The sequence below is a fragment of the Novosphingobium sp. AAP93 genome, from assembly GCF_001296055.1.
Classification (GTDB): domain Bacteria; phylum Pseudomonadota; class Alphaproteobacteria; order Sphingomonadales; family Sphingomonadaceae; genus Novosphingobium.
Window position 1 is genome coordinate 93,071 of record NZ_LJHZ01000096.1, and the last position, 12,602, is coordinate 105,672.

Sequence of the window (12,602 nt, forward strand, 5' to 3'; positions counted from 1 at the left end):
TCACCAAAGGATGGATGTCATGACTGCCACCCAGGATCTGACCACCCAATTCCGCCACGGCGTTCTGCCGCAGACAACGTCTGACGAGTTTGCGCGTCAGGAGTTCGTGAAGAGCCTCAAGTTCCACCTCGCCTCCAAGGTCTCGCTGGGCAACCATGATGCCTACGAAGCGCGCGCCAAGCCTGCTTTCACCAAGGCGACGGGCGCAGAACCCGAAACCTATGCCGATATCCGCAAGGCGATGAGCAACGATCCCTATTTCGCCTTCTGGAGCGCGATGCAGCGCAACAGCCAGGAGATGATGTGGAAGTCGGTGCAGATTCCGGTCGAGCGCCAGCTGCCCGACCTTATCGCCGCAGCTGGGAAGGGCGGAGAAGCGGCGGGCACCCTGCGCCTCAACCCGGACCTTGAAATCCCGAAGTACCATCGCGGCGTGGATATCCACTGCATGCCGGGCGGCTACCACACCGAATTCACGGCCGACGACGTCGCCAACGGCGCGGTCTACGATACCGCCGTCTACATCTACGCGATGGGCCGCATGGGGCCGCTCAACAGCGACATCGGCGATACGACGATCGCGTGGATCAAGGAGAACCATCCCGATTTCAAGCCGCGCCGCATTCTCGACATGGGCTGCACGGTCGGCCATTCGACGCTGAGCTATTGCGACGCCTTCCCCGATGCCGAAGTCTACGGAATCGACGTCGGCGCACCGGTGCTGCGCTATGCCCATGCCCGCGCGCAATCGATGGGCAAGACCGTGCACTTCAGCCAGCAGAATGCGGAAAGCACCGATTTCGCAGATGGCTTCTTCGATTTGATCGTCAGCCACATTCTGGTCCACGAGACCAGCAACGCGGCGATGCGGCGCATCATGCAGGAGTGCAACCGCCTGCTCACCCCGGGCGGGCTGGTGGTCCACGCCGAAACGCCGCCCTATCGCGACCTGCCGGCCTATGACGCGTTCATGCTCGATTGGGACACGCGCAACAACAACGAGCCCTACTGGGGCGCAAGCCACGAACTGGTGCCTGCCGATCTTGCGGCGCAGACCGGGTTCGATCCGGCCAAGGCGTTCGAAGCCTATCAGCCCAGCGCCTTCGAGGCGACCGAGCGCCGCACCAAAGTGTTCCAGGGCGGCGATTTCGGTGGCGGCGGGGCCTGGTGGCTCTGGGGCGTGCAGAAGTAAGGAAGACCCGGATGGCCGAGACTATCACCCTTCAGAAGAAGGCCCGCGGCGAGCGGCCGCAGTACTTTGCCGATCCCGCCATCGACAAGACGCTGGCGATCACGCTGGCGCTGGCCGGTGAAGTCGCGGTGCTGCGCGACCGGATCGACACCATCGAGCGGCTGGCCGAGGCGGGCACCGCGCCCACCCGCGCGGCCGTCGATGCCTACAAGCCCGACGCCAAGGTGCGCGCCGAGCGCGATGCCTGGCGCGACAGCTACCTCGATACGGTGCTGCGCATCGTGCATCAGGAGCGCGAGGAACTCGAACAGCGGGCGGCCGATACCAAGCCCTATGCGGCCGTGATCGAGGAAGTGGTCGCAAACGACTAGAGCACTTTCCGACCAATCTGGCTCGCCGGGACGGAGCCGATTTTGGCCCAGCGCTAGGCGAGAGGAGGGAGCTATGCTTGTCCATAGTGACCGACGATCAACGTGGCGATGGGCCAAGAGCGGCCCGCCGCTTTGCGGTTGCGTCAGGAAGCCCCTAGGACAGCGTCGCGCCGAGAAGCTTCCTGACGCAATCACGGTGAGCCAGATTGGTTGGAAAGCGCTCTAGGCGGCGCTCTCCGGGCAATCCCCGGAGAGCGGTCCGTCACAGGAAGTGATCACCCCCATTGGGGCTCAGCACCTGCCCCTGAAAATGCCGTCCGGCTTCGCTCGCAAGGAACACGTAAGACGGCACGATATCGGCAACATCCGCGAGATGGCCGATGGGAATGCCAGCGCGGATCGCCTCCAGCACATCGGCAGGCACGGCATCGAGGATCGGCGTGCGCGTCGCGCCCGGTGCCACGCAATTGACCCGCACGTCGCGGCTGCCGATTTCCAGCGCGAGCGAGCGCGTGAACGAGATGATCCCGCCTTTCGCCGCCGTATAGGCCGAAAGCCCCGGCGCGCCCTTGTAGGCAAGCTGCGAGGCGGTGTTGATGATCCGGCCGAACCCAGCAGCATACATGCCCGGCAGCACGGCATGGGTCATCAGGAAGGTGCCGCGCAGGTGGATGCCGATCACGCGGTCCCATGTGGCGATGGGCAGGTCTTCGACCGTGTCGCCATGACCGATACCGGCATTGTTGACGAGAATGTCGATCCGGCCTGCCGCTTCTAGCGCCGCCGCGACAAGGGCCGTCACCTGGCCTTCATCGGAAACGTCGGCCTGCACCGCCAGCGCCTTCGCGCCAAGGCTGCGCACTTCCTCTGCCACGGCCTCGGCAGCCACGGCCTCTGCTTCATGCGGATAGTTGATGATGACAAACGCCGCCCCGGCGCGGGTAAAGGCAAGCGCCACCCCCGCGCCGATGCCCGACGAGCTGCCGGTGATGAGCGCGGTGCGCCCGAGGAGCGGCGCCGCGCCGGTCGTGTCCGTCATGATCGCCGCTCCCTTGGCAAGATCAGACGAGGACGTTCGCCCCGCTGAAGTAGACGTAGACTTCCTGGAACTTCCCATCGCGGATGCGCCAGAAATTGGTATTGAACAGCCGCGTCACGGTGCCATCCTCGGCGGTCAGCACCGCTTCGAAGCTCGCCGTGATGCGCCCGTTCTTCTCGTCCACCGTGCAGACAAAGTCCTTGTGCACGATGGTTTCGTAGGCCCCCATGAAGCCTTCGAACATCTTGCGGATCGCGGCCTTGCCCGCATGGCGGGTGAACTCGGTCTGGACGCAGAACAGTGCTTCCTCATGGAAGCAATCGAGCGCGGCTTCGATATCCTTGCGGTCCACGCTGGCGAAATACTTCTGCGTGGCCAGCTCGATCAGTTCGGCGCGGCTGAGAGTGGGTTCGTACTGCATCAGGCGTCCCCTTCCTTGAGCAGGTTGTCGCCGCTCATGTAGACATAGACCCGGTGAAACTTGTCGCCATTGAGGTAGAAGCGGTTGCAGTTCTCGTAGCGCAGCTCGTCACCGCCATGGGGCGTGATCAGCACGGTGAACTGCGAGCAGACCGAGTTGCTGGCGGGGTCTGCGGTGTGGACGAAATTGCCGTGCCAGATGTCCGAGAAGTCGGCGAAGAGCTTGGTGAACATCGCCCGGATCGCAGCCTTGCCGTTGTGGACGGTGTTCGAGGTCACTTCGGTCAGGATCGCGTCTTCGGTGAAGCAGTCGAGAACCTGGTCCATCGCCTTGTTGTCGACGCCGTCGAAGTAACGCTTCGTCACGATGTCGATGTAGTAGGGATAAGGCAGCGCTGTCTGCCCCGGTCCCGCCTCTTGCCATTCGCTCATTGCGGATTCCTCCTTGTGATATTCTGCTGAGATTTCAGGGGTTCAGGCTTTTCCGAAGAGCGCTTCGCGGGCTTTCTCGTCGGGGTTGCCGATCTTCATCACATCCCCCAGCACCGCCATCCCGCGCTGCACAGCAGGCCGGCGCTCGATCTCGCCCACCCAGCGCTTCACGTTGGGGAACTGCTCGATTTCGATGGCATGGAGATCGCGGATCTTCGGCGCACACCACGGGTAAGTCGCCATGTCGGCCAGCGAATAGTCCGCGCCCGCAAGATAGGCCCGCGTGCCGAGCACCCGGTCCATCACGCCGTAGAGCTTCACCGTCTCGCCGCAGTAGCGGTTGATGCCGTATTCGATCCGCTCCGGCGCATAGCCGCGGAAGTGGCCGCACTGGCCGAACATCGGACCGACGTTGGCGCACTGGAAGAACAGCCACTGGATCATGTCCGACCGCGCCGCAGCGTCCTCGGGCCAGAAGCGGCCCGACTTTTCAGCGAGGTACATCAGGATCGCGCCGGATTCGAACACACTGTGCGCCGCACCGCCCGGCCCGTCATGATCGACAATCGCCGGAATGCGCGTGTTGGGGCTGAGCGCTGCAAACTCCGGCGTATGCTGTTCAGCGCCCAGAATGTTCACCGGCTTCACCGTGTAGGGGAGCCCCATCTCCTCCAGCGCGACCGTGATCTTGTGGCCGTTTGGAGTGGGCCAGTAGTAGAGGTCGATCATGACCGGAGCGCGAGGCAGGCCTTGACAGCCGCCTGACAGGCAGCGGCGCTGTCATCGCCTTCGAACGGCTTGTTGTAGTGCGATTGGACCGAAGGCCGCTGGATCGCCTCATCGAACCATGCGGACAGTGCCGGGCGGCCTTCGCGCCAGTTGAAATTGGGGTGAATCGGGTCCTTGGCCTCATAGAATTCGGCGCGGAAGCCGAGATAGCTGATCGCGTGCAGCATCGCGGCATGGCCGACATCGAACTCGTCCCATCCGGCCTGAGCATCGCGCTCCAGCGAATCCAGCCCGGCGATGAACTTGGGCCAAAGCCATTCGAACAGGCCCATGTTCCACTGTTCCTTGGGCTTCCACTGCTCCATCACCATCTGGACAGTGCTCTCGAAAATCGTGTCCGAAAGCGAGAGGCGGCGCAGCGCGTCCCAGCGCTTCGGCCCCGGCGCGGGATACATCTTCCTCGCGGTCGCGGTGCTGTCGAGGTATTCGCAGATCGCCTGGCTGGCGAAGATCACCTGGCCATCGTCGGTGACCAGCGTGGGCACTTTGTCCAGAGGATTGAGCGGCGAGATGTCGTAGCTGTCACCGCAATCCTCGCCCGCGTTGTTCTTGAACGGGAAAGTCGCGACACGCTCCAGATTGTCCCAGTGCCCGCACTCGTGCGCGGTCACCAGCACCTTGTGCACGAAGGTGTGAAAGGGCGAGTAGAACAGTTTCATGGCCGGTTTCCTTTCGTCTCATGGTTCTTCCTATTGCACCGCTTGTCAAGGCGGTGTTAGGAAAAGGTCCAGACCAATCAAAAGGGCTCCCGCGATGTCGAGCTACGTTGAAGGCTTCACCGCACCCGTCAGCATGAGTGCGCGGACCACGGCACTCGTCGTGGTCGACATGCAGTACGCCAGTGGCAGCCGCGACCATGGGCTTGGCGCGCTGCTGGCACGCCAGGGCACCCTCGACAGCGCCGCCTATCGGTTCGACCGGATCGATGCGCTGCTGATCCCGAACATCGGCAGGATGCTCGCCGCATTCCGCGCCAATGGCACCCATGTCGTGCACGTGACGGTGGGCAGCGAGCGGCCGGACTACAGCGATGCGCCGCGCCACATGCGCCCGTTCTTCGAAGGTACCAACAACCACGCGGGCACGCGCGAGCACGAGATCGTCGATGCGCTGAAGCCCCTTGCGGGCGAACCGGTGTTCAACAAGGTGACGATGGGTGCGTTTGCATCCACCGGGATCGGCGCGCACCTCACCTCGAAGGGCATTCGCGAGATCATCGTGACGGGCGTTTCCACCAACAACTGCGTGGGCATGACCGGGCAGGAAGCGGCGGACCGGGGCTTCGGCGTGGTGCTCGCCTCGGATGCCTCGGGCACCTGCAGCGATCTCATGCAGGACGCCTACGAGAACACCTTCCGCCGCCTCTGGGGCCGGGTGGCCACCACGGCAGAAATCATCGCGGAAATCGCCCAGACCACCAACGCGGGCTAAACAGGGACAGGACATGGTTGCAAAGTCACTCGAAGTCAGGCCGCTGGCCGAGACGTTCGGCGCCGAAGTGGTCGGCGTCACGCTCTCGCGCGATATGGATGCCGACGTCTTCAACGAGATCAAGGCGCTGTGGCTGCGCTATGAAGTGCTGCTGTTCCGCGATCAGCAGATCGAGAAGGAAGATCTGATCGAGTTCAGCCGCCGGATCGGTCCGCTCGAGATCCACTTGCGCGAAGAGTGGCTCAACAAGACCCATCCCGAACTGCTGCAGATCACCAATATCCGCGAGAACGGCAAGCCCACCGGGGCGCTGGCCGATGGTGAGGTGGGCTGGCATTTCGACCAGATCTATCTGCCCAAGCCGGCGATCGCCTCGCTGCTCTACTCGGTGAAGATCCCGCCTGCGGGCGGCGGCACGCATTTTGCCGACATGACCGCGGCCTATGCCCGGCTGCCACGCCATCTCAAGGACGTGGTCGACGGGCGTACCGCGATCCAGTCATACGTCGCGTTCAACCGGATGTATTCGACCGACACGAACGCCAAGCAGAAGAACCTCACGCCCGATATCGTGCACCCGCTGGTGCGCACGCATCCCTATAGCGGGCGGCGCGCGCTCTATGTCTGCCCCGGCATGACTATAAAGATCAATGGGTTGCCGGAGGACGAGAGCCGTTCCGTGCTCGACGAGCTGTTCGCCTGGACCGCGCGGGAGGAGTTCATCTACCGCCACGACTGGCGCGTGAGCGATGCCATCCTGTGGGACAATGCCTGCACCATGCACCGCCGCGACGATTTTGATGGCGAGCATGAACGGCTGATGCTGCGCACCACGATCCTGCCGCAGCCAGACCGCGCGATCCCGTTCTGATGGAGACGGGACAGCAGCCGCCGACACCGCCCCTCGTCTGGTATTTCGATGTCATCTCGCCGTTCGCGGCGCTGGCCGTTCCGGAGATCGAGGAGCTTTGCGATCGGCACGAGGTCACGTTCCGCCCCGTGCTGTTCGCCGGCTTGCTGAAGGCGTTCGGCCATCTCGGCCCGGCGGAAATCCCCGCCAAGCGCACGCAGACCTACCGCATCGCGCAGTGGATCGCGGACGAGCGCGGCATCCCGTTCCGCACGCCGCCCGCGCATCCGTTCAATCCGCTGGCCTTGCTGCGGCTGCTCTGCGTGCGTGACCTCAGCGTCGCCGATGTGGCGGTTGCTTTCTGGCTGGTGTGGGGTGAGGGGCGCAATCCGGAAAGTCCCGAGACAGCAGCAGCCCTCGCCGATGCGCTGGGTGTACCGCTGGAGGCCGCGAACGGCCCGCAGGTGAAGGACCGGCTGCGCAGCAACACTGAAGCAGCCGTCGCAGCGGGCGTCTATGGCGTGCCCACGCTGGCTATCGGGGACGAATTGTTCTGGGGCCTCGATGCCATGCCGATGGCGCGGGCCTATCTGGCTGATCCCGGCCTGTTCGCGAGCGGCGAAATGGCGCGCGTTTCGAACCTGCCGATGGCAACCGTGCGCCCGCGCTGAGAGCTTATTCCGCGCAACCCTTGGTGCAGCACCGGCCCGGCTGCTTGTCGCGCGCGGGGCCCTTGCCCAGATCGAGCGCGCCGCGATCGAGCAGCGCCTGCACGAGGTCCTTGCGGTCCTGCACCGGATAGTTGCGCAGGATTTCCAGCTTCATCGCCTCGGGCGAGCCGCCGCCGTGGAGGCTGATCACCGAATACCAGCCGCCCGTTTCCGAAGCAGTGAGATCCTCGATGAACCGCGCGACATTGGCGCGGTGGGCATAGGGAACGTCGGGCCGTCCACGCAGCAGGCTCTCGATCATCGGGGCGGTATCCGGGTTGTGGTCCTCCTCCGGGCCGGGCAAGCCGACCACCAGCCCGCCCGACACTTCGTGCGCGAGCCGGTGCATGTCGTAGATCTGGTTGGCCAGCAGCAGTTTGCCGATGTTGGAATAGATCTGCTCGGGGCGGAAATTGCCCGCGGCGTCTTCCTCGCCGAAGGTCGAGGCCGCCACGCCGCAGGCATAGAAGCCTTCGGTGATCTTGATCAGTTCGACCATCCTGTCCTTGAGATGGGCGATACGGTCGAGGTCCAGCCCGTTGGCCTCCATCATCAGCGCGCCCGCGCCGATCAGCAGATCGCCGAAGCCCGCGCGTGCGCCGATGCAGCTGTGCCGGTGGTGCGAAGCGTAATTGGTGGTCATCAGGTGCGCTTCTTCGGTCTCGCCATCGATGAACACCCGGTCCCACGGCACGAACACATCGTCGAAGTGGACTGCCGCGACCGACTGCGCGAACTTGGCGCTGAACCTGGCCGCCGCATTGCCGGGACGGCCCGCCGGGCGCGAGACCACGGTGATGCCCGGCGCGTCGATCGGCACCGAGCAGGCGACGGCAAAGTCGCGGTCTTCGGCACGCATCCGGCGGCATGGCAGCACGAGGAACTCGTGCATATAGGGCGCCCCCGTCACGATGGCCTTCACGCCGGCAATCACGATGCCATCCGCGCGCCGCTCGCGCACATGGACATAGGACAGCGGCTCGACCTGCTCCGAAGGGCGCCTGGAACGGTCGCCCTTGCCGTCGGTCATGGCGATGCCGATGGCGAGGTCATGCGCCTGCGCGTGGGCGATATAGGCCTTGAGCCGGTCATGGCTCTCGCTGCCGGTGCGCTGGGTGATGCGCCAGGTCGCTTCCCACAGCCCGTTGAACGCGTCGTGGGTCAGGTAGCGCTGGGTGCAGCCGCCATACTGGCAGGTGAGGCGCACCGCCTCGAGCTTGTCGAGCAGGTCCTCCCGGCTGCGATTGATCGCGAGGAAGCGGTTGACCGGATCGCCGGAAAGTCCGGTCGTGACCATGACCTTCGCGGATTCGGGCAGGAGCGCAAAATCGTAGGTCAGCCCCACCGCGTTGATGCCGGGCTCCAGCCGGGGCTCATCCGCCACCGAGGCCACCAGATCGCCGCCGACATAAACGCGCGGGGCAAGGCTGCGCAGCGATTCACGATAGGCTTCGGCGGACTTGAGCACGGCGCAGGCTCCCCTTCGGCATACAACATTCGGCCTTGATGGCCCTTTGCCATTCCCTTACGCGGGAAAAAGGTCTGGACCAATAGAAAGTGTGCGAAATGCCTCCCGCAAGCCTGCCCCAAGGTGCCTTCGAAGGCCTCAAGGTGCTCGATCTGGCCACGTTCATCGCCGGGCCCTATTGCGCGACCTATCTTGCGGAATTCGGAGCGGACGTGGTCAAGGTCGAGCTCGCCGGCAGCGGCGATCCGGTCCGCAAGTTCGGCACACCGACCGAGGCCGGCGATACGCTCGTCTGGCTGAGCGAGGGGCGCAACAAGCGCTCGCTCGAGCTCGACCTGCGCACCCCGGAAGGCGCGGAGACGCTGCTCCGGCTGGCGGCCAAGGCGGACGTGCTGGTCGAGAACTTCCAGCCCGGGACGCTGGAACGCTGGGGAATCGGACCCGATGTACTGCAGGCCCTCAATCCGCGCCTCATCATCGCGCGGGTGACGGCCTATGGGCAGACCGGCCCTTATCGCGACCGGCCCGGTTTCGGCCGCATCGCCAATGCCTTCAGCGGCATTTCCTTCCTCTGCGGCGAGCCGGACGCGCCGCCGGCCTCGCCGGGCACCGCAACCCTCTCGGACTATCTCACCGGCGTCTACGCCGCGCTCGGCGTGCTTACCGCGCTGCATGTCCGCGAGCGCACAGGGCGTGGGCAAATCATCGATCTCGGGCTCTACGAGGGCACCTTCCGGCTGCTCGACGAGCTGGCGCCCGCCTATGCCCGGCACGGCTACGTGCGGCAGCGGATGGGAGCGGGCACGGTCAATGCCGTGCCACACAGTCACTACCCCACCAAGGACGGGAAATGGGTGGCGATCGCCTGCACGAACGACAAGATCTTTGGCCGCCTCGCCGAGGTGATGGACCGCATGGACGTGACCGGCGACGGCATCTACGGCACGATCCGGAAACGCGAGGCCCGCCGCGCCGAAGTGGACGCCTTCGTCAGCCACTGGACCAGCGGCATGACGCGCGACGAGGTGCTCGCCGCCTGCGAAGCCGGGCAGGTGCCCTGCGGACCTGTCTACGGCATCGACGAGATCTTCGAGGATCCGCAATATGCGGCGCGTGGCAATCTGGTGTGCATCGAGGATGAGCGCGCCGGGGAACTCACGCTTCCCGCCGTGTGCCCCCGCCTCAGCGCAACGCCGGGCGCCATCCGCTGGGCCGGGCGCGCGCTGGGCGCAGACAGCGCGGCCGTGTTGGCGGATTGGCTCGGCTAGAGCCGCTCGGCCATGGCGAGGACCTGCTGCGCCTTCTCGACGATCGGATAGTCGACGAAGTACCCGTCGACCTTGATCGAAGCGGAGCCTGCGTTCTCGGCGGCGGTGAAGGCGTCGACGATCTTGCGCGCCCGCGCGATCTCCTTCTCGCTCGGCATGAACGAGCGGTTGGTGAGCGCCACTTGCTTGGGATGGATCAGCAGCTTGCCCTGGAAGCCGAACTTCACGCCGGTCACTACCGAACCGGCAAAGCTCTCCTCGTCGTCGAGGTCGATATGCACCGTGTCGATCGGCGCCTCCAGCCCGCCGACCCGCGACGCCAGCACCAGCCGCCCGCGCGCATAGGCCAGCTCGGCCTCGTCCGCGCTCCATTTCATCCGCATGTCGCGGGTAAAGTCGCCCGCGCCGAACGAGATGCGCTTGATCCGTGTCCCTGCGGCAATGATCGCGTCGAGCGCATGGAGCCCCGCGCCGGTCTCGATGATAGGCATCAGGTCAATCCGGCCGATCGGCAGGCCGCGCTCGCGCTCGAACTGGGCAATGAGCCAGTCGATCAGCACGATCTCCTCGGGCTTTTCGATCTTCGGCGCGACAATGCCATCGAGCCAGGGCCCGATCACGCCATCAAGATCGCGCAGGCACCATTCGGTATCGGCGGCGTTGATCCGCACATAACCGAGGCAGGGGCGCGGCGCGGAAAGCGCATCCACCGCACTCGCCCTGCTCGCGGCCTTCTCCGCCGCCGCGCAGGCATCCTCAAGATCGAGGATCACCGCATCCGCCCCGCTCGCAAAGACCTTCTCGACCTTGCGCGGGTGATTGGCCGGGGCGAACAGGAAACTGCGGATCGGCATGGCGGTGATTACCGGGCCGCTTTTCAATTGCGCCATGGTGGTGAATTGCTCTGTCATGACGCCGCGAGGCTTCCTTCCTTGCGCTTGAGATCGACCGAATAGGAAAAGCGCCCAGCCGGGTGTTCGCTGACCGAAACCTCGAACAGGCGCCCGGTGCGATCACGGTAGCGGCGCACGATGATGAGGGCCGGGCTGCCGGGCGCGACGTCGAGCGCCTCGGCCTTGCGCTGCGAGAGCGAGCCTGCGAACAGCTCCGCGTTGATATCGGCGGCGTGCATCCCGTAGATCTGCTCCATCAGCTGGAACACCGGCGTGGTGTCCTTGCCGATGCGCTCCGCCACGCCTGCAAATTCGGCCGGCACGTAGATGTCGCTCCAGCAGACCGGGCTGCGCTTGGCCTCGGTGCGGATGGTCTCGATCCGCGCCCAGGACGCACCGACCGAACAGGGCAGCATCTGCGCCAGCGCGACATCGGCTTCGACGATGCTCGTGCGGATCGGCTTGAGCCGGGTTTGTGGCGCATATTGCAGCAGTTCGTCCATCGAACCGAGCTTCTGCACCATCTGCTCGACGGGGTGCTGCGCCGTCACGATCGTGCCGCGCCGCCGCTGGCGGCTGATCAGGCCGCTTTCCTCGAGCCGGCTCATGGCCTCGCGGATGGTGAAGCGGCTGACGTCGTATTCGCTTGCCAGCACGTGCTCGGGGGCCAGTTGCTCGCCCACCGGCCATTTGCCCGACGCGATCTCGCCCTGGATGCGGTCGGCGATTTCGCGATAGCGCGGAAGGGGCTGGCTGGACATGGCAGGCAATCCGTGGGTCGTTCGAATTCCGGTGGGTGGATTATTGGTCTGGACCATTGGTGATTAAGCTAGCATAGTTCCTGCCTCAGGCAAACCCGATGCCGCGGTGCCGGCGCACCGCGCTCCGAAGAGGATCCCGTCATGGCCGACAAGCGCGTTCTGGTGATCGTTCCGTTTCCGCTCGACGACGAAGGCGTCGCCAACCGCAAGGCCCAGCTCGATTCCGTCCGGCTCGGGCCGGGGATCACGTTCGATTACAAGCCGGTCAAGGCCGCGCCCGCGCTGTACGACAGCCATCACGACTATGTGCTCGCCGATATCTCGATCTTCGAGGCCGGGCTGAGCGCGGAAATGGACGGCTACGATGCCGTCTGCATCGATACGATGAGCGATTCCGGCATGAATGCGCTGCGTTCGGTGCTCGATATCCCGGTGATCTCGCCGGGCCGGGCCTCGTTCCTGACCGCGCTGCTGTTCGCCAACAACTTCTCGGTGCTCACCCAGTGGGCGCCGTGGAAGGGGCTCTACACCAAGACGCTGCGCGAATACGGGCTGGAGGACAAGTGCGTCTCGGTCCGCTCCCCCAATATCGCACCGGATGTGGCAAACCTCCTCGGCGGCAAGGAGGAAGACGTCTTTCCCAAGCTGCTCGAGAGCGCGATGCAGTGCGTAGAGGACGGCGCTCAGGCGATTTGCCTCGGCTCGACCACCATGCACCAGAGCCACGCGTGGCTTGCCGAACGTCTGCCGGTGCCGCTGATCAATCCGGGCCCGCTCACCTACAAGCTGGTCGAGGCGGCGCTTTCGCTCGGGCTCAAGCACAGCCGCGCGGCCTATCCCAAGCCGCATGTCTACATGGGCGACATGATCAGCGGCATGCTCGATGGCGGGGCACGGGTCCAGCGGGGCCAGGGCTGACCCGCCATCTCCGGTCCTGCCTCCTCCGCGCCGCACCGAAGCGGCCTCGGAACACTGTTT

15 protein-coding genes are annotated in these 12,602 nt (G+C 64.9%); 7 read left to right on the plus strand and 8 right to left on the minus strand.

Translation table 11 applies throughout. From position 1 onward, the window contains the following. Positions 1-19: 19 nt before the first annotated feature. A complete protein-coding gene (locus tag IP83_RS14675) occupies positions 20-1,192 on the plus strand; it encodes a class I SAM-dependent methyltransferase (RefSeq protein ID WP_197274386.1) in 1,173 nt (390 codons plus the stop codon). A gap of 11 nt (positions 1,193-1,203) precedes the next feature. After that, entirely contained in the window at positions 1,204-1,563 is a 360-nt protein-coding gene (locus IP83_RS14680) for a hypothetical protein (RefSeq protein ID WP_054122970.1), read from the plus strand. A gap of 262 nt (positions 1,564-1,825) precedes the next feature. Here the strand turns inward: IP83_RS14680 and IP83_RS14685 are convergent, their stop codons facing one another. Genes IP83_RS14685 through IP83_RS14705 form a run of 5 tightly spaced genes read right to left on the minus strand, consistent with a single transcriptional unit; the run spans position 1,826 to position 4,902 of the window. After that, complete coding sequence (locus tag IP83_RS14685; RefSeq protein ID WP_054122971.1) at positions 1,826-2,602, minus strand: SDR family NAD(P)-dependent oxidoreductase; 777 nt, start codon at positions 2,600-2,602, stop codon at positions 1,826-1,828. A gap of 22 nt (positions 2,603-2,624) precedes the next feature. Continuing rightward, complete coding sequence (locus IP83_RS14690; protein ID WP_054122972.1) at positions 2,625-3,023, minus strand: nuclear transport factor 2 family protein; 399 nt, start codon at positions 3,021-3,023, stop codon at positions 2,625-2,627. Continuing rightward, on the minus strand, positions 3,023-3,454 hold the full coding sequence (locus IP83_RS14695) for a nuclear transport factor 2 family protein (RefSeq protein ID WP_054122973.1): 432 nt from the start codon (positions 3,452-3,454) through the stop codon (positions 3,023-3,025). Before IP83_RS14695 ends, IP83_RS14690 begins: the two co-directional genes overlap by 1 nt. Positions 3,455-3,496: 42 nt before the next feature. Then, positions 3,497-4,183, minus strand: coding sequence for a glutathione S-transferase family protein (locus IP83_RS14700; protein ID WP_054122974.1), 687 nt, complete (start codon positions 4,181-4,183; stop codon positions 3,497-3,499). After that, on the minus strand, positions 4,180-4,902 hold the full coding sequence (locus tag IP83_RS14705) for a glutathione S-transferase family protein (protein WP_054122975.1): 723 nt from the start codon (positions 4,900-4,902) through the stop codon (positions 4,180-4,182). Before IP83_RS14705 ends, IP83_RS14700 begins: the two co-directional genes overlap by 4 nt. 94 nt (positions 4,903-4,996) lie before the next feature. On the opposite strand from IP83_RS14705, the gene IP83_RS14710 reads away from it, so the two are divergent. Genes IP83_RS14710 through IP83_RS14720 form a run of 3 tightly spaced genes read left to right on the plus strand, consistent with a single transcriptional unit; the run spans position 4,997 to position 7,195 of the window. After that, positions 4,997-5,674 carry a cysteine hydrolase family protein gene (locus tag IP83_RS14710; RefSeq protein ID WP_054122976.1) on the plus strand — a complete coding sequence of 226 codons (678 nt, stop codon included), beginning with the start codon at positions 4,997-4,999 and terminating at the stop codon, positions 5,672-5,674. Between the two features lie 13 nt (positions 5,675-5,687). Continuing rightward, positions 5,688-6,545, plus strand: a complete 858-nt coding sequence (locus IP83_RS14715; RefSeq protein WP_054122977.1) for a TauD/TfdA family dioxygenase — start codon at positions 5,688-5,690, stop codon at positions 6,543-6,545. Then, on the plus strand, positions 6,545-7,195 hold the full coding sequence (locus tag IP83_RS14720) for a 2-hydroxychromene-2-carboxylate isomerase (protein ID WP_054122978.1): 651 nt from the start codon (positions 6,545-6,547) through the stop codon (positions 7,193-7,195). The genes IP83_RS14715 and IP83_RS14720 overlap by 1 nt, the downstream gene beginning before the upstream one ends. 4 nt (positions 7,196-7,199) lie before the next feature. Here the strand turns inward: IP83_RS14720 and IP83_RS14725 are convergent, their stop codons facing one another. Beyond that, entirely contained in the window at positions 7,200-8,702 is a 1,503-nt protein-coding gene (locus IP83_RS14725; RefSeq protein ID WP_054122979.1) for a 4-hydroxyphenylacetate 3-hydroxylase family protein, read from the minus strand. 98 nt (positions 8,703-8,800) lie between these two features. Between IP83_RS14725 and IP83_RS14730 the strand changes: the two genes are divergently transcribed. Then, positions 8,801-9,970, plus strand: a complete 1,170-nt coding sequence (locus tag IP83_RS14730) for a CaiB/BaiF CoA-transferase family protein (RefSeq protein WP_054123021.1) — start codon at positions 8,801-8,803, stop codon at positions 9,968-9,970. Here IP83_RS14730 and IP83_RS14735 read toward each other — a convergent pair. Together IP83_RS14735 and IP83_RS14740 are read right to left on the minus strand one after the other, a co-directional pair. Then, positions 9,967-10,881 (minus strand): CoA ester lyase, encoded by a 915-nt coding sequence (locus IP83_RS14735; protein WP_197274387.1) that lies wholly within the window; start codon positions 10,879-10,881, stop codon positions 9,967-9,969. The two genes, IP83_RS14730 and IP83_RS14735, sit on opposite strands and share 4 nt — an antisense overlap. Then, positions 10,878-11,624 carry a GntR family transcriptional regulator gene (locus IP83_RS14740; protein ID WP_054122980.1) on the minus strand — a complete coding sequence of 249 codons (747 nt, stop codon included), beginning with the start codon at positions 11,622-11,624 and terminating at the stop codon, positions 10,878-10,880. Before IP83_RS14740 ends, IP83_RS14735 begins: the two co-directional genes overlap by 4 nt. Before the next feature lie 141 nt (positions 11,625-11,765). On the opposite strand from IP83_RS14740, the gene IP83_RS14745 reads away from it, so the two are divergent. Further along, on the plus strand, positions 11,766-12,542 hold the full coding sequence (locus tag IP83_RS14745; RefSeq protein ID WP_054122981.1) for an aspartate/glutamate racemase family protein: 777 nt from the start codon (positions 11,766-11,768) through the stop codon (positions 12,540-12,542). The last annotated feature ends 60 nt before the right edge of the window (positions 12,543-12,602 follow it).